Source organism: Rheinheimera sp., assembly GCF_037442525.1.
GTDB lineage: Bacteria > Pseudomonadota > Gammaproteobacteria > Enterobacterales > Alteromonadaceae > Pararheinheimera.
The window spans coordinates 86,267-102,870 of the sequence record NZ_JBBIQD010000004.1; the positions used below are offsets into that span (position 1 = coordinate 86,267).

The window sequence follows — 16,604 nt, forward strand, 5'->3', positions numbered from 1 at the left end:
AATGGCAGCAATCTTCTGCGGGCCATGTTTTATGAAATACAACGATCTGCGTGACTTTATCGACCAGCTGGAACAGCGGGGTTTACTCAAACGCATCCGGATGGAAGTCGACCCTTATCTGGAAATGACTGAAATTGCCGACCGCACCCTGCGTGCTGAAGGTCCGGCTTTGTTATTTGAAAACCCCAAAGGTTTTGATATTCCGGTGCTGGTGAATTTATTTGGCACTGCAGAGCGGGTGGCACTGGGCATGGGCCAGACTGATGTGTCAGCCCTGCGCGAGGTGGGCAAATTATTGGCCTTTTTAAAAGAGCCGGAGCCCCCCAAAGGTTTTAAAGACGCCTGGGACAAACTGCCGGTGTTCAAGCAGGTGCTGAATATGCCAGCCAAACAGGTGCGCAAAGCGCCTTGTCAGCAAGTAGTGCTGAGCGGCGACCAGGTGGATTTAACCAAACTGCCGGTGATGACCTGTTGGCCTGGCGATGTGGCGCCTTTGATCACCTGGGGTTTAACCGTGACCCGCGGCCCGCATAAAGAACGGCAGAATCTGGGTATTTACCGCCAACAGGTGCTGGGGAAAAACAAAGTCATAATGCGCTGGTTATCCCACCGTGGCGGCGCGCTGGATTTCTTTGAATGGCAAAAAGCTCATCCGGGGGAGCCGTTTCCTGTGTCAGTCGCCTTAGGCGCTGACCCGGCGACCATTCTGGGTGCTGTGACGCCGGTGCCAGACACTTTGTCGGAATATGCCTTCGCCGGTTTATTGCGTGGTGATAACACCGAGGTGGTGAAATGCCTCAGCAACGACTTGCAGGTACCGGCCAGTGCCGAATTTGTGCTGGAAGGGTACATTATGCCGGGCGAGATGGCGCCGGAAGGCCCTTATGGCGACCATACCGGCTATTACAATGAAGTGGACCAGTTCCCGGTCTTTACCGTGACCCATCTCACCCACAGAGAACAGCCGATTTACCACAGCACCTACACAGGCCGACCACCGGATGAACCGGCCATTCTGGGGGTGGCGCTGAACGAAGTCTTTGTGCCTATTCTGCAAAAGCAGTTTCCGGAGATTGTCGATTTCTACCTGCCGCCGGAAGGCTGTTCCTACCGGATGGCCGTGGTCACCATGAAAAAGCAGTACCCAGGCCACGCCAAGCGGGTGATGATGGGGGTCTGGTCCTTTCTGCGCCAGTTTATGTACACCAAATTTGTCATCGTCTGCGATGACGACGTCAACGCCCGCGACTGGAAAGACGTGATGTGGGCCATTACCACCCGGATGGACCCGGCACGCGACACCACGCTGATTGAAAACACCCCCATTGATTACCTGGATTTCGCCTCGCCTGTGTCCGGGTTAGGCTCCAAAATGGGCATGGACGCGACCAATAAGTGGCCGGGCGAAACCAATCGCGAATGGGGCGAACCTATTGTGATGACGCCGGAAGTCAAGCAGCGGGTCGACGCCATCTGGCAACAGCTTGCTATTCTGCCGGAGCCCAAATGAGCTTTCTGGTTACCATAGAGCCCAGTGGCCTGCAGTTTCAGGTGGAGCCAGCAGAAACCGTGCTGCAGGCCGCCCTGCGCCAGGGCATTGATTTCCCGCATCGCTGCCAGCAAGGTGTCTGTACTGCCTGCGTTTGTCGTCTGCGCTCCGGCACTGTGACTTATCTGCCGCCAGAGCCTTTGAGTACACAGGACAAATCCATGAACTTTACCTATTGTTGTCTGGCCTTTGCCAGCAGCGATCTGGTGTTACATCATCCTTTTATTCGTGGTTAAGCCACAGGGTTATTCATGAGCAAAATTCGTTGTACCGTCGATCTGTTATCGCCGTTAACCCCTGGGGTCACCCGGGTGTTGCTGACGCCGGAAAAGCCAGTACTTTACCAAGCGGGTCAGTACCTGCAAATCTGGCTGAGTGACGAGGACAAGCGGCCTTTTTCGATAGCGTCCATTGCGGCGCAAGGGCAACTGGAGCTGCATATTGGCGGCGCAGTGACCGACCAGTACGCCAGCCAGGCTCTGGCGCATTTGCAGCAAAACGCTGAAGTTACAGCTGAAGTCGGCCTGGGCCAGGCCTTCTGGCGTGAAGACAGTCAGAACCCTATTATTCTGCTGGCCGGTGGCACTGGCTTTTCATACGTTTACAGCATTGCCCAGGCCATAGCGGCTGCGACTGTGAAACGCCCGGTGTTTCTGTACTGGGGCGTGCGGGATGAATCGGCCTTGTATCATCAGGCCGAACTGGCCGCCTGGGCTGCCACGGACGAGCACTACCGCTTTATTCCTGTGATACAGAATCCGACGGCGGACTGGCAAGGCAGAACAGGCTTGGTGCACGAAGCTGTGCTGCAGGATTTTGTCTCACTGGACGCCTACGACATTTATCTGGCCGGGCCTTTTGCCATGGCTGGTGTGGTGCGGGCCGCCTTTTTAGAACAAGGCGGCAAACGCGAGCAAATGTTTGCCGATGCTTTTGCTTATATCTAGTGCGGATATCAGATAACAGGGAGCGTTAAACCGCTCCCCCAACACAACAACCCTAACCCAGCGTCAGCTGAATTTTTGCGATCACGTCCAGCGCCTTTTGTTTGGCGTGGTCAGTACTGTCACCTAAGGCCAGCGCGACCCCCATCCGGCGCTCTCCCTGCACTTCAGGTTTACCAAAGATCCGCAGGTCGGTGTCGGGCTGCATTAAGGCTTGTGCCAGGTTGCCATAGCCAATTTCCCGTGATTGTCCGGCGACCAGCAATACAGCCGAAGCGGCCGGTCCGTACTGGCGGATCTGTGGGATAGGCAGACCCAAAATAGCGCGGGCATGCAAAGCAAACTGGGTGTAGTTTTGCGAAATCAGCGTGACCATGCCGGTATCATGAGGCCGTGGCGACACTTCGCTGAACCAGACCTGGTCGCCTTTGACAAAAAGCTCCACACCAAACAAGCCACGGCCCCCCAAAGCTTCGGTCACTTTGGCGGCGTACTGCTGAGCCAGCTCCAGCGCTTTTGGCGACATGGCCTGCGGCTGCCAGGATTCACGGTAATCGCCTTTCTCCTGGCGGTGGCCAACAGGTTCACAGAACTGAGTACCAGACACAGAACGCACCGTCAGCAGGGTAATCTCGTAGTCAAAATCGATAAAGCCTTCGACAATCACCCGGCCTTTACCTGCACGGCCACCTTCCTGCGCATAAGCCCAGGCGTGCTCCAGATCCGCATCCGATTGCAGCACCGACTGACCTTTGCCGGACGACGACATAATAGGCTTCACCACACAGGGGTAACCCACAGCCGCAACCGCCGCCAGATAACTGGCTTTGTCATCGGCAAACTGGTAGTTGGAGGTCGGCAAGCCCAGCTGTTCGGCGGCCAGACGGCGAATGCCTTCACGGTTCATCGTCAGGTTGGCCGCTTTGGCGGTCGGCACCACAGTAAAACCTTGCTGCTCCAGTTCGACCAGCGTACTGGTGGCGACAGCTTCCAGCTCCGGCACAATCAGCGCCGGTTTTTCCTTAATCACAATCTGGCGCAACGCTGAAGGGTCCAGCATGGATATCACATAATGACGATCGGCCACCTGCATCGCCGGTGCATTGGCGTACCTGTCCACCGCTATCACTTCACAACCTAAACGTTTTAATTCAATACAGACTTCTTTTCCCAGCTCACCGCTGCCAAGCAACAATACTTTATGGGCATTGGCTGCCCCTGGTGTTCCGATTCGGCTCATGTCCGGCTCCTGAAATTTAATTGCGCAGAGCATAACAAAACTTGCCTGGCCCTGACCGACTTTTTCCGCCCGCTGAGTTATAGTCTGCGCAAAAAAGTAAGAGTACTTTGAATGAACATAAAATTATGCCCGCGTTGTAGCCAGCCCAATGCCTGTATGGCGCAAACTGACAGGCCACAGGACTGCTGGTGTATGCTGCTGACGTTGTCAGCAACCTTAAAGGGCCAATTGCCTGAAAGCAGCCAGTGTTACTGCGAGGGCTGCCTGCGACAACTGCAGCAACAGGCCGACGCACAGCCGCAAATTTATCGGCCGGTTCAGCCCTGAGGCGGGTCGGATTTATCGTCAGCTTTAGCGGTTTGGGCGGCCGCTTGTTGCCACTGGCCTGAACGCTTCATTGCGCCCCAGCTGCTTTTACTGTTGCGCATCCAACGCCACAACCCCTTCAGCCGCCACCAGGAGTTCAGCTGGCGATAACCAAAGTTTTCAATAATCGCCAGGCTAAATAGCCGCAAAATGCTGCGCCGTCCCGGGTACACCGGGTACGACATTTCTTCCAGCACCAAAGCGACCACTGAGATCAGCACACCAAAGCCTATGGTGGCCACCAGGAACGCCAGCATCGCCACAGGATCCAGCCAGCCGGCCAGCCATGCAGTCAACATAAAGAGGTAACCAGCCACTTCAATGGCAGGACCAAAAGCTTCAAAAATTAGCGAAAACGGATAAGCCAGCCAACCGACAGCGCCAGCTTTGCGGTGAAATAACAAGGAACGGTTGGCCATCAGACTTTCCAGCAAGCCGCGCTGCCAGCGTACCCGCTGGTTGCTCAGTGTCGCCAGGTCTTCCGGCGCTTCAGTCCAGCACACCGGGTCTGGAATAAAGTAAACCCGGTACGGCCGCTGCGTTAACCGGAACAACTTATGCAGCCGCACCACCAGCTCCATATCTTCACCAATGGTGTTATGCCGGTAGCCACCCGCTTCTATAACCGCTGATTTACGGAACACCCCAAAGGCGCCACTGATAATCAATAAACAGTTCAGCGGCGACCAGCCTAGCCTTCCGAACAGAAAACCGCGCAGGTATTCTATGATCTGTAACTGAGGCAACAATTTTTCCGGCAACGCGGCCTTGAGCAGTAAGCCGTCTTTCACTTCGCAGCCATTGGCAATGCGCACCGTGCCACCGGCAGCAATCGCATAGGGATCATCCAGAAAAGGTCGGATAATGCGCTGCAAACTGTCGCGTTGCAAAATAGAATCGGCGTCCACCCCACAAAACAACGGAAACCTGGACAAATTAATGCCCGCGTTTAAAGCGTCGGCTTTACCACCGTTTTGTTTGTCGATGACTTTCAGGTTTGGATAACGGCTGGACTGGTAAATTCCCTGTATCGGTTGGCAAGCCAGGTGCAGTGGGCAAGTGGCTGAAGACGGCACCAGCTGAAACTGTTCTCTCAGCACCTGCATGGTTAAATCTTTTGAGCCGTCGTTAACGACTATGACTTCGTATTCGGGGTAGGTCAGCTGCAACAGCGAGTGGATAGAGCCAGAAATGGTCGCTTCTTCATTGTAAGCTGGCACCAGTACCGAGATAGGCGGTAAAAAGCTGGCATAACTGGCTGGCATCAATTCAGTGCGGGCCGACTGAATTTGACCACGCATCACCCAGAGCGCAATCAGGTTCAGCGCCAGATACCCTAAAGACAGCAACACGAAATAACCAATAAACAGCCATTGCAGTGCAGCCACCACCGGGCTGCCCAGGCCAAACTGCAGCTCCTGCTGCCACTGGGTTAACCAGTCCATGCTGTCCTCTTCATGCGTTCTGTTTCATCCAGTACCTGATGCAAAATATCCCGGGCGAAGGGGTCATCCAGCTGCAACCAATGTTGCTGCTCTTGCGCACTGACATCCGGTAACTGCAATAGCGACTGCGCGGCCCGATACCGCACCCACCAGCTTTTATCCTGTAACAGGATCAGCAACAAGGGCACATCTTCTTTGTTACCCAAGCGTCCCAGCGCTTTGGCCAATTGAACTCTAACCTGCCAGTGCGGCGAGTTATACAACAAACGCAGCGCAGGTAACAGATCCGGGGAAATGGTACTGGAGCAGGCGGTGGTCATCAGCTCCATCTGGTCCGGGTATTTCTCCAGCGCCAGCAGCACCAGCGGCTGACAATCGAGCGGCGACAACAAGGACATCAGCTTGATCAGGCGGCCCAGCTCTTTTACTGTGGCGCGTTCAGCGCTTTCTGTTAACGCCCGGACAACTAGCTTCGAAGGCAAACGCACCAATAACCCGGCCAACCGGCTGACCGACCAGTCGTCCCTGTGCAGCTGAGACAGCACCACAGGCAGCCCCAGCCAGGGGTCGATAGATAATAAGGAGCGGGCGGCCACCAGCGAAAACAGGGTTCTGGAATCAATCACATAAGGCATTAATTTGGCGAAGGCTTTTTTGTCCTGCACCAATCCGAGCGTCATAATCGCCGTCAGCTTTTTTTCATTGTCAAAGCTATCCAGCCATTGGTGCATCACGGGCACAAAACCCAAGCGTTGTGCCAACTCGGCTAGCCGCTCCGACGCAGAGCCCCGCACCGTTTGCTCCAGTTGCAGCCACAACTGCACCACCACACCAAAACCAGCAGCGTCTAGTGAAGGCAGCGGCTCCGCTGATTGTTCCGTGTCATAAATCCAGCTAAACAGCAGTGGTGTCCATTGCTCGGTCGCTTCTTTACGGTGTATGTTGCGCTTGTCCCGCTCCTTGTGCATCACCAGAGCCAGCACTAACAACAGCAGGGTCAGCACCAACAGCACAGCGGTGCTGTACCAGACCAGTTGTAGCAGCGGATCAGAAACTGTAGCGGACACTCAGACCATACTCCGTTTTCTCATACAACACGTCCTGTTCAGACCAACTGGCGTTGTAGAGCAATTGCCAGTTCGGGCTAAGCCCTAACTGACCAAAAAACCCATAACGGCTGACATCCATCACCAGCACCCGGTTAGGTAAACGCTCCAATTCTTTGCCTCGGACTGCCAGCAGTGTGATGGCGTCCGTGTCATTGAAGTAGTAACTCAGTTGCAGTAAATGGGTGTTGGCGGTCCCGGCACCTTCCGGCCTTGAATGATAAAAGGTATAAGCCAGCCGATAAGAGCCTATGTAATGCTCATTCATCAGGCTGTAACTGTGGCTGTCCTGCTCGTCGTCCTGACTCAGCATAACGCCGGGCGTCACCACCCAGCCCGGAGTCCAGGACCAGGCCAGCTGCGAGCCGTAATTCAACTCGGGCCGCACCCGGTTTTGTGGACTATACGCCGCCTGCCATAACCAGGTCAGATCGCTGTTCAGTTTGTAGTTACCATCGAATAACCACTCCTGATCCTGCAAGCCAAAACGTTCACTGCGCTGATAACGGCCACCCCAGCCATAGCTGTCCTGCTGCTGGCGCAGACCGGCAAAATAAAACCAGCCGTCGGCCAGACCATTGCTCAATTGCTCTTGTCCCGAGCCTATTTCCAATTGCGTCGCACCTGCAAGTCCAGGGGCCAGTACCAACGCAGCCACGCATAACAATCTCATCAGCGCCTCTCCATCAGCCGTTTTAAACGGGCACTGAACTCATGGGGCTGGAATGGTTTCACCAGGTAATCATCTGCACCTTTTTTCAAGGCCGAGGCAATGTCCGATTCGCCCATTTTGGCGGTCAGTATCAACACCGGAACTTTCTGGCCGTGCGGCTGCTTACGTAGCTGCTCCAGCAAATACACGCCGTCCAGAAAAGGCAGCATCAGGTCCAGAATTACCGCAGAAAACCCGGGCTCGGCAATACGCTGTTCCGCCGCAATACCATCTTTCAGCCACTCCACCTGATAGCCTTCACGCTGTAGAATAAACTGCAACAATTTACCTATCAGCTCATCATCTTCAATCAACAGTACAGTGGGTTTCATCGGATTTCCCTTTCAAAGCTCCCTCCTAGATATTCGATTTCGGTAACAGGTTCAAGCCATCACCGGAAAAAGTCCTGCTTTCAGCTCTCAATCTTGATTTTTGTATACATTTTTAATTAATGTGTACAAATAATTTCAGAGTGACTATTTCGAGGTGAGCGTGCTGCTGAAAAATTTACCTGCGATCAGCGCCGGTTTTGTCGCCGTTTTGGTGGGTTTTGCCAGTTCGGTGGCTATTGTGTTTCAGGCCGCTGCCAGCGCCGGTGCCGATCAGGCGGTGCTGAATTCCTGGTTATTGGCACTGGGGCTGGCGCTGGGTCTGAGTGGGATCAGCCTGTCCTGGTATTTCCGTATGCCGGTGCTGACCGCCTGGTCGACACCTGGCGCCGCACTGCTGGTCAGCAGCCTGCAAGGGTTAAGTCTGGCCGAAGCCAGCGGTGCTTTTGTACTCTCTGCGCTGCTCAGCCTGGTGCTGGCGCTGACCGGCTGGTTTGACAGCCTGTCCCGCCGTATTCCGCTGCCTGTCGCCAGCGCCATGCTGGCGGGCATTTTATTTAACTTTGGCGTCGCGCTCTTTAGCGGTTTGCAGCAGGATCTGGTGTTGGTGCTGCTGATGCTGTTGTGTTTTTTTATCAGCAAACACTTTTGGCCCCGTTACGCCACTGTACTGACCCTGCTGCTGGCACTGGGCTACGCCAGCCTGAGCGGGCAGTTTCAGCCACAGACGCTGAGCTTAAGCTGGCCGGTTCCGGTCTGGGTGATGCCAGAATGGTCCTGGGCAGCACTGATTGGCGTTGCGGTTCCACTTTGTATTGTCACTATGACCTCACAGAATATTCCTGGCCTGGCGGTGCTGCAAAGCGCTGGCTATCAGGTGCCTGCCCGGCCTGTATTGGCCGGTTGTGCCCTGAGCAATTTAGTACTGGCCCCACTGGGGGCTTTTTCGGTGAATCTGGCCGCTATTACCGCCGCCATTTGCGCCAGCCCGGAAGCAGACCCGGACCCGACCCAGCGTTATAAAGCCGCCATCGCCGCCGGGGTGTTTTATCTGCTGAGTGGCCTGTGCGGTGCCGCTGTGGTGGCCTTGTTTCTGGCCTTGCCGACTGTATTGGTCAGCGCTATTGCCGGTTTGGCCTTACTTGGCACCATCGGCACCAACCTGGGGGCCAGCCTGCAGAGCGGACCAGCAAGAGAAGCCGGGCTGGTCACTTTATTGGTCACAGTGTCCGGCCTGAACTTTTTTGGCATTAACTCAGCCTTTTGGGGGTTAGTGGCAGGTTTGGCGCTGTATGGGTTGCAACAAGGGCTGCAGAAGGTCAAAGCCGGATGAAAACACTGAGTTTGTACCAACAGTTGCGTCAGGATATCCGTCAGGGCATTTGGCCCGCTGGCCAGCTGATGAACCAACAGAAGTTATCGGACTATTACCAGGTCAGCCGCATTCCGGTGCGGGACGCGTTGCAGCAACTGAAAGCCGAAGGCCTGCTGGTGATGGCGGGTAAAGCCAGCCTGAAAGTGCCGGAGCTTTCTGCAGCCGAAGCCGAAGAGCTTTACCAAATTCGTTTGGCGCTGGAGCCATTGGCGTTGGAGCGCGCCCTGCCAGCACTGAGCTTTCATCAATTAGGGCGGGCTGAAGATTTATTGCAGCAGATTGAACAGCAACAGCATTTATCCGCGGCAGACCGCGGCGCGATGAACTGGCAGTTTCATGCCTTGCTGTATCAGGCGGGCGACCAAAGCCCACAACTGCTGCAACTGCTGCACAGAGTGCATCAGCAGGTCGAACGTTATCTGGGGTTTCAGGAGCTGGCACTGAACTACACCGACACCAGCGCCACCGAACACTGGCAGTTATTGCAGTTGCTGCGCGACGGCCAGAGCCAGCAGGCGCTGACGCTGCTGCACTCACATATAGCGCAGGCAGGCCAGCTGCTGGTTCAGCACTTAACGGCGCTGGAACAGACGACGACCAGCCAGCAGAGCAGCCCCGCTGATTAACCACAACCAGGACAAGGACCCTGAAGAACCGGTGGAACCTGAAGAGCCAGACTCTTCCGCATCCAGATGGTACTGGGTGTTCGCCTTCAGAGTCAGACTTGCTGCAGTGTCTGGCGCATCATTGATCACAGTGATTTTTTCAATCACCACCATATTGGCTGGGGTAATAGGCACATTGGCTGCTGCATCTGCGGCACTGTAATTACGCAGCGGGAATTTCGGTAAAGTCCCGGTCCCTGGCTGATACAGGCTGGCAACCGGGTCAATGACGCTCATGCCCGAACCAGTGACTATACCAAATACCGTAAAACCACTGTTTTGCCGGTCCAGATTCAGCTTATTGCCCGGGTCATTGTTATCAACCAGGTTGATAAACCACTGACTGCTGGCACTGTCTGGTAAATATTCCCGTTTCGCCATTGCAATGGTGCCACGCACGTTGGACCATTTAGGCTCATTTTTTACCGTCGCTTTGGCAGTGACAGTCAACAGTGATGCATCATTGTTACCGCTGGTCTTGTAACCGCCCCCCTGTACCATAAAGCCTTTCTCCGCTCTGTGGATGACGGAACTATCGTAAGAGCCATCTTTTACATAACTTAAAAAGTTCTGCACTGTGGCAGGGGTGCTCTGATCAAGCAGGTTAATTTCAAAATTACCCATATTGGTTTCCACCAGAACTATGGTCGCGTGAGCTGCCTGGCTGGCGGCCAATAAAGACAGGCCCAGCAGGCTTTGTTTTACTACTGATGTCATGTTGCATTCCCAAACAAAAAAAACGTCGCACTCTAAACCAGGGTTTTGTCTGAATTCCAGCTAAATTACAATTAATCACGAGTTTGAACCGCTTGCGGTCAGCGTGAACAGTGCACGAATTGCAAATGCAGTTGTTGTGTTCCTGTAAAAGCGGAGTAAGCTGAAAACTGCAGTCCGATCAACCCAGATAGCACCTTCGCCTGATGACCTTGCCTTTGCTGAACTCCAATTTATTGCGTGCCTGTGGCCAGGTTGCCGCCATGGTGCTGAGTTATCTGGCGCTGGGGCACGCGGCTTTATTGCTGGCTATTGCTCCAGGTTTTGCCACTGCGATTTTTCCACCTGTGGGTGTAGCCGTGGCTCTGACGTTGTTATGGGGCTATCGCATTCTGCCAGCCGTCTGGCTTGGTTCCTTTTTATTAAACTTCAGCACGGCGCCGGCTCTGACATGGTGGATCCCCTGTGGCATCGCCTGCAGCACCAGCCTGACCGTGGCCCTTGCCGTCTTTCTGGTGCGGCGTTACGCCAGTTTCCACCCGGCCCTGACCTTTGAGCGCAGTATTCTCGGGCTGGTGGTATTGGCAGGCCCGGTCAGTTGTCTGCTCAGCGCCAGCCTGTCCACCCTGTTGTTGCTGTATGGGAACCAAATCAGTGCTGGCCAGCTCAGTATCACCTGGCTGACCTGGTGGATCGGTGACGCACTTGGTGTCACGCTGTTTGTCCCTTTGGTTTTTGTCCTGCTGGCTAAACCCCGCAGTATCTGGCAACCCCGTATGCTGACTCTGGGCCTGCCTCTGCTCATCAGCATGTTGCTGGTGACAGCGCTGTTCAGCAGGGTGCAACAACAGCATCAGGACAATACCCGGCAGCAATTCTTTGAACAGGCCAAGCAGGTCAGCAGCTCGTTTCAGTTCAGAGTCAGCAAGGTACTGCAACAGATGCAGGCCCTGTCGTCCTTGCTGGCATTAAATCCACAACTGACCCAACAGCAGTTCAGCCAGTTTTTAGCCGGGTACAACTGGAGCGAAGCCGGAGTGCTGTCCTTTGATTATCTGCAGTGGCTGCATCAGGACCAGCTCAGTCAGTTACCCGCATCCATTGTGCTGCGCAATTTCGGTGCGGATGACTCCCAGCCTTATGCCGCCATTATCCGGCTGACCGCCACCATCACAGGAGAAACCTCCAGGATAGGCCTGAATATGTGGTCAGAATCCCAACGCCGAGAAGCCATGGACTACGCAGTGTTCTCAGGGCAGGTCAGCATGACCACTCCGGTTCAGTTGCTGACCGGCGAACCTGCAGCACTGATCTTTATTCCGATATTCAAAGCTGGCCGTCCGCTGCTCACCCCGGAGCAGCGCTGGCAGCAGTTGTCTGGCTTTATCTGCGGGGTTTTTCGTACCGATTTACTGGTGAATGCCAGCCTGAAGCAATTTGACACCTACAACTTTCATCTGACGCTCAAAGAATTGGCCAGCCACCTTTATTACCACAACCAGCCCGCGGCCCTGCCCGCTTATGCCCGCTACCTGGACTGGAATCAAATTTGGTCCTTTGCCGGACGTTCGGTGGAACTGCGGCTGCAACCCAGCCAGCAGTTTCTGGACCGACACTCCGGCATGCACAGCTGGTATGTGCTGGCGGGCGGCCTGGTTCTGTGCAGTTTATTGGGGGTGTTTTTACTGATCCTGACCGGTCGTTCTGCCCGTACAGAGCATCTGATCGCGCAACGTACCAAAGAGCTGAGCTCCATCCTGGACAATGCAAACGAGTCCATCATCATCGTCGACCATCAGGGCCTGATTGAGCGCGTCAATAAGGAAACATCGGCTTTATTTGGTTATCCGGCTGCCGAATTGCTCAAGGCACCGGTCAGTAAGCTGCTGGCCACCTTGCCCGAGCACAACGAGCATCAGTTGCTGCAACCCTTGCGCCTGGAGCAACTGCAGCAATGGGTAGGGCAAATGCATGAGCTGACAGGCCTGCATCAGAATGGCGATCAGTTGCCGTTAGAACTCGGTTTAAGCCGGGTCGATCTGGCCGATAAACATCTGTTCACTCTGATGTTGCACGACCTGCGCGAGCGCAAAAAAGTGGAACGGATGAAAAACGATTTTATCTCCACCGTCAGCCATGAACTGCGGACACCACTGACCTCCATCAAAGGCTCATTGGGCTTGCTGGCTGGTGGCGTCACTGGTCCCTTGCCGCCCCAGGCCGCGCAACTGGTACAAATCGCCAAACTGAATACCGACCGGCTGACCCGGCTGGTCAACGACATTCTGGATATTGAAAAACTGGAGTTTGGTCAGTTAAAGCTGCAAACCACTGCAGTGGATATTACCGAGCTGATGCGTGAAGCATTGCAGCAAAACCAGGCCTATGCCGATCAGTATCAGGTGCAGCTAAGCCTGAAAACAGGCCCGGAATTACACAGATCCCACCTGTATCTGGACAAATTCAGGTTGTTGCAGGTGCTGTCGAACCTGATTTCCAATGCGGTGAAATTTTCTCCCAGCCATGCCACTGTGTGGTTAAGTTATCAGCGGGCCGGGCAAGGCATTGAAATCCGGGTGCAGGACAAAGGTTGTGGTATTGCCGAATCCTTTCGCAGCAAAATATTCGACAAATTTGCCCAGGCTGACAGCTCCGACAGCCGCAGTAATCAGGGTTCTGGCCTTGGGCTCAATATCAGCAAAACCCTGGTGGAAATGATGCAGGGCCGCATCGATTTCGAATCAGAAATCGGTGTCGGCACCACCTTTATTTTGTGGTTTCCGCTCTATCCGCAGGCGCAAAACTAACCCAGCACCAGCCGGTAACCAATACCGGCTTCGGTCTTGAGGTAATGGGGTTCAGTCGGGTCATCCCCCAGTTTTTGCCGTAAATGGCTAATCACTATCCGCAGATAATGGCTGTCTTCCTTGTGGCTGGGCCCCCAGACCTGCTCCAGCAGTTGTGTCTGGGTTATCACACAATTCGGATGCCGCGCCAGCATGGCCAGTACCGCATATTCTTTCGGGGTTAAATCCACCTGCTGCTGGCGCAGCAGTACCAGCCGCCGGCTTAAATCAATCTCCAGCACGCCGTCAGTCAGGCTTTTCTGCACCACTGTGGGCAGCCGGTCGCGCAGTTGAGCCCGCACCCGCGCCAGCAGCTCTTCCATACTGAAGGGCTTGGTGACATAGTCCTGCGCGCCATGGTCCAACGCCTTGACTTTATCGGTATCAGACTGCCGCACCGACAGCACCATCACAGGCACCTGACTGAAAGTACGGATCTCGGCCAGCAACTGCTGACCATCGCCGTCCGGCAGGCCTAAGTCCAGGATCACCAGCTCCGGCTGCTGCCGCACTAAAGCGGCCAGACCAACTTCAGCCGTTTCTGCCTCAATCACCTCATATCCAACACTTTTCAGCGCAATACGCAGCATTTTTCGGATTTGAGCTTCATCATCAATAATCAGAATTCGTGCGTTCAACTAGTCCATACTCTTACTGTTACTGGAAAGCGGCAGTTCAATCACAAAACGCGAACCGCTGCCGGACCGGGCCGCAGTGGCCACCACGGAGCCGCCGTGAGCGCCCACCATACCACGGCAAATCGCCAGCCCCATGCCGGTATTGTGCCTTTTGCTGTCGCCGTCAGCCACCACATAAAACATATCAAAGACTTTTTCCCGCAGTGCCGCCGGGATACCCGGGCCGCTGTCTTCAATTTCAATACACAGCTGTTCGCTGTTGGCGCGGGCCCAGATTTTGATGGCCTGATCCGGCGGGCTGTATTTGGCAGCGTTTTCCAGAATATTAAACAGCGCCTGCTCCAGCAATGCGGCATGCACATACAGTAGTGGCAAGTCGGTTTCTGTCTGGTACCACAACTCCTGCTGCGGGAAAAAACGTTTCAGCCGCTGCCGGGCGCTGGCAATAATATCATCCAGTGCCACCCAGTCCCGTTGCAGCTTGAGGCCACCATGGCCCAAGCGGGTCATATCCAGCAGGTTCTGGATATAGCGATCCAGCCGCTGACTCTCCAGCAAAATAGTCTGCAGCAGTTCATGCCGGTCGTCGGGCGATAACTGCCCATCCAGCATCTGCAGGCTTTCGGCTGAGCCCATCATGGCCGCCAGCGGCGACCGTAAATCGTGGGACACCGACGACAACAAGGCTGAGCGCAGTTGCTCCATCTCCGCTTTGACTCTGGAGCTTTCCAGCTCTGAGCTGATTTGCAGGCGTTGCCAGACCTGCACGGCCTGCTGGCAAAAACTCTGCATTAAGTCGTGCTCATCTGGCCGCAGAACCGCTACGGAGGCCGGAAAATCAACCAACATAACCGCGACTGTTTGTTGGTCAGATTGCAGCGGCAGTGCTGTCCAGCGGCTGGCATTCAGCGTCTGACTGAAGCGGCCTGCCGTTTGCTGATGGCGGCGGCACCAGTCCACTACCGCCCAGTCCAGCGCCAGCAGAGGTTGCTCCGGCACCGGCTCAATAGCAGCGCTTTCATCCGGCCAGTACAGCAGGTGAACAGGGCAGCCCAGCGCCTGTTTCAGCTGACTGGCCAGACAACGCCATAAGTCCTGTTGCTGGTGCACCAGTGTCAGCTGACGGGCAAAATCCCGTTGCAGTTCACTGCGTCTGTTGGCGGCGTTCAGCAACAGCAACTGCTGGCGGATACGCGAAGCCGCCGGGCCACAGACCAGGCCAATCAGCAACATAAATACCAGGGTGGCTACGTCATCGCCTTTGTTCACATTCAGGGTGAAATAAGGCTCCGTCAAAAAGAAGTTAAAGCTGACAAAACCCAATAAGGCAGTAAAAAGCGCTGGCCGGGCGCCGTATTTCAGGCCACAGCTGACCACAGCCAGCACATAAATCAGCACCAGGTTGCCGCTGGGCAACACAGTCTGCAGTCCGACGCTGACCACACTGGCCAGCGCTGTGGTCAATACACCAAACATGTAACCGGCTTTTTGGCCGAACAGCGGCGCCGCAGGCGGCGTCACCGCCGATTTGTCACGTTCAGTGGCACGAAACACCGATACTTCCAGTGGCAAGCCACTGCGGATCAGTTGCTGATACAAAGGCTGGCGCCAGGGCAACCAACGTCTTTTCTGACCGGCGCCAACCAAGACGGTATTGATGCGCTGGTCAGAAATATAAGGCAACACCATCTGGTAGGTTGAAGGGCCACGCAAAATGTCCGTTTGAGCCCCCAGCTCCCGTGCCAGCTCAAAAGCCGATTGCAGCCGCTGCTGAGCCTGAGGAGTTTGCAAGGCGCCGGTATCGACCCAAACCACCAGCCAGGGAATTTGGCGTTTTTCCGCCACCCGCCGCCCGGCCCGGATCAGGTACTCATGGTCACGCCGGTTGGAGATCAGCACCAGCAGCTTGTCCTGCAGCAGGTAATCGTTATGGCGGGCTTTCGCCTGCTGTTCAGTTTTCAGCTGGCTGTCCACATGGTTCATCACCCTTTTCATCGCCAGTTCACGCAACGCAGTCAGGCTTTCCAGCTGGAAAAACTGCTGCTGCGCCTGAGCCGCCACAGAAGCAAGATAGACTTTGCCCTGAGCCAGGCGTTCCAGCAAATGGTTGGGTGCCAAATCAACAAACACCAGCTGCTGGGCACTGTCGATAAAGGCATCCGGCACCGTTTCCCGTACCCGGATACCGGTAATTTGCAATAACAGGTCGTTCAGGCTGGCAATATGCTGCACATTTAATGTGGTGTACACATCGATGCCCGCCGCCAGTAATTCGGCAATGTCCTGATAACGGCGTTTATGCCGGCTGCCCGGCACATTGGTATGTGCCAGTTCATCCACCAGCAGCAGTTCCGGCTTTTGTGCCAGCGCCGCATCGAGATCAAATTCGGTCAGGCTTTGGCCCTGATAATTCAGCTCACGCCGTGGCAATAATTCAAAGCCTTGCAACAGCTGTTCAGTGTCGGCACGGCCATGGGTTTCCACCAGCCCCACCACCACCTTGCAGCCTTGTTGTTGCCGCTCACGCGCCGCATTCAGCATGGCGCAGGTTTTACCTACACCAGGCGCTGCACCCAGAAATATTTTGAGTTGCCCGCCTTGTGTCTGCTGCAGGTTTTTCAGCAGCGCGTCGGCTTGCTGGCGGCGCGGATCGGCATTCATTATTCTGACTCCGG

Annotated in this window: 14 protein-coding genes; 6 read left to right on the plus strand and 8 right to left on the minus strand. The window is 55.1% G+C overall.

Features of this window, described 5'->3' with window-relative positions; translation table 11 throughout:
* Nucleotides 1–31: 31 nt before the first annotated feature.
* From ubiD to fre, 3 genes are read left to right on the plus strand one after another with little or no spacing between them, the layout of a single operon-like run.
* On the plus strand, nucleotides 32–1,510 hold the full coding sequence (ubiD, locus tag WKJ03_RS08715; protein WP_337841802.1) for a 4-hydroxy-3-polyprenylbenzoate decarboxylase: 1,479 nt from the start codon (nucleotides 32–34) through the stop codon (nucleotides 1,508–1,510).
* A complete protein-coding gene (locus tag WKJ03_RS08720; RefSeq protein ID WP_337841803.1) occupies nucleotides 1,507–1,785 on the plus strand; it encodes a 2Fe-2S iron-sulfur cluster-binding protein in 279 nt (92 codons plus the stop codon). Before ubiD ends, WKJ03_RS08720 begins: the two co-directional genes overlap by 4 nt.
* 15 nt (nucleotides 1,786–1,800) lie before the next feature.
* Nucleotides 1,801–2,496, plus strand: a complete 696-nt coding sequence (fre, locus tag WKJ03_RS08725) for an NAD(P)H-flavin reductase (RefSeq protein ID WP_337841804.1) — start codon at nucleotides 1,801–1,803, stop codon at nucleotides 2,494–2,496.
* Nucleotides 2,497–2,548: 52 nt separating this feature from the next.
* Here fre and purT read toward each other — a convergent pair whose 3' ends face one another.
* The 5 genes from purT to WKJ03_RS08750 form a co-directional block, all read right to left on the minus strand.
* A complete protein-coding gene (gene purT, locus WKJ03_RS08730) occupies nucleotides 2,549–3,733 on the minus strand; it encodes a formate-dependent phosphoribosylglycinamide formyltransferase (RefSeq protein ID WP_337841805.1) in 1,185 nt (394 codons plus the stop codon).
* Nucleotides 3,734–4,050: 317 nt separating this feature from the next.
* Nucleotides 4,051–5,544: a glycosyltransferase gene (locus WKJ03_RS08735; protein ID WP_337841806.1), complete on the minus strand. Its 1,494-nt coding sequence runs from the start codon at nucleotides 5,542–5,544 to the stop codon at nucleotides 4,051–4,053.
* Entirely contained in the window at nucleotides 5,532–6,611 is a 1,080-nt protein-coding gene (locus WKJ03_RS08740; RefSeq protein ID WP_337841807.1) for a HEAT repeat domain-containing protein, read from the minus strand. Before WKJ03_RS08740 ends, WKJ03_RS08735 begins: the two co-directional genes overlap by 13 nt.
* A complete protein-coding gene (locus tag WKJ03_RS08745) occupies nucleotides 6,592–7,323 on the minus strand; it encodes a YaiO family outer membrane beta-barrel protein (RefSeq protein WP_337841808.1) in 732 nt (243 codons plus the stop codon). The genes WKJ03_RS08740 and WKJ03_RS08745 overlap by 20 nt, the downstream gene beginning before the upstream one ends.
* The gene (locus WKJ03_RS08750; RefSeq protein ID WP_337841809.1) at nucleotides 7,323–7,694 is read right to left on the minus strand and encodes a response regulator; all 372 of its coding nucleotides are present in this window, start codon (nucleotides 7,692–7,694) and stop codon (nucleotides 7,323–7,325) included. The genes WKJ03_RS08745 and WKJ03_RS08750 overlap by 1 nt, the downstream gene beginning before the upstream one ends.
* A 160-nt stretch (nucleotides 7,695–7,854) precedes the next feature.
* Between WKJ03_RS08750 and WKJ03_RS08755 the strand changes: the two genes are divergently transcribed.
* Both WKJ03_RS08755 and WKJ03_RS08760 read left to right on the plus strand, forming a co-directional pair.
* The gene (locus tag WKJ03_RS08755; RefSeq protein WP_337841810.1) at nucleotides 7,855–9,024 is read left to right on the plus strand and encodes a benzoate/H(+) symporter BenE family transporter; all 1,170 of its coding nucleotides are present in this window, start codon (nucleotides 7,855–7,857) and stop codon (nucleotides 9,022–9,024) included.
* Nucleotides 9,021–9,692 (plus strand): GntR family transcriptional regulator, encoded by a 672-nt coding sequence (locus WKJ03_RS08760; RefSeq protein WP_337841811.1) that lies wholly within the window; start codon nucleotides 9,021–9,023, stop codon nucleotides 9,690–9,692. Before WKJ03_RS08755 ends, WKJ03_RS08760 begins: the two co-directional genes overlap by 4 nt.
* On the opposite strand, the gene WKJ03_RS08765 is transcribed toward WKJ03_RS08760, so the two are convergent.
* Complete coding sequence (locus tag WKJ03_RS08765; protein WP_337841812.1) at nucleotides 9,639–10,448, minus strand: peptidylprolyl isomerase; 810 nt, start codon at nucleotides 10,446–10,448, stop codon at nucleotides 9,639–9,641. The two genes, WKJ03_RS08760 and WKJ03_RS08765, sit on opposite strands and share 54 nt — an antisense overlap.
* A gap of 203 nt (nucleotides 10,449–10,651) precedes the next feature.
* Between WKJ03_RS08765 and WKJ03_RS08770 the strand changes: the two genes are divergently transcribed.
* On the plus strand, nucleotides 10,652–13,252 hold the full coding sequence (locus tag WKJ03_RS08770; RefSeq protein ID WP_337841813.1) for an ATP-binding protein: 2,601 nt from the start codon (nucleotides 10,652–10,654) through the stop codon (nucleotides 13,250–13,252).
* On the opposite strand, the gene WKJ03_RS08775 is transcribed toward WKJ03_RS08770, so the two are convergent.
* Both WKJ03_RS08775 and WKJ03_RS08780 read right to left on the minus strand, forming a co-directional pair.
* Entirely contained in the window at nucleotides 13,249–13,929 is a 681-nt protein-coding gene (locus WKJ03_RS08775; protein ID WP_337841814.1) for a response regulator, read from the minus strand. The genes WKJ03_RS08770 and WKJ03_RS08775 overlap by 4 nt on opposite strands.
* Nucleotides 13,930–16,590, minus strand: a complete 2,661-nt coding sequence (locus WKJ03_RS08780; protein WP_337841815.1) for a sensor histidine kinase KdpD — start codon at nucleotides 16,588–16,590, stop codon at nucleotides 13,930–13,932.
* Nucleotides 16,591–16,604: the final 14 nt, after the last annotated feature.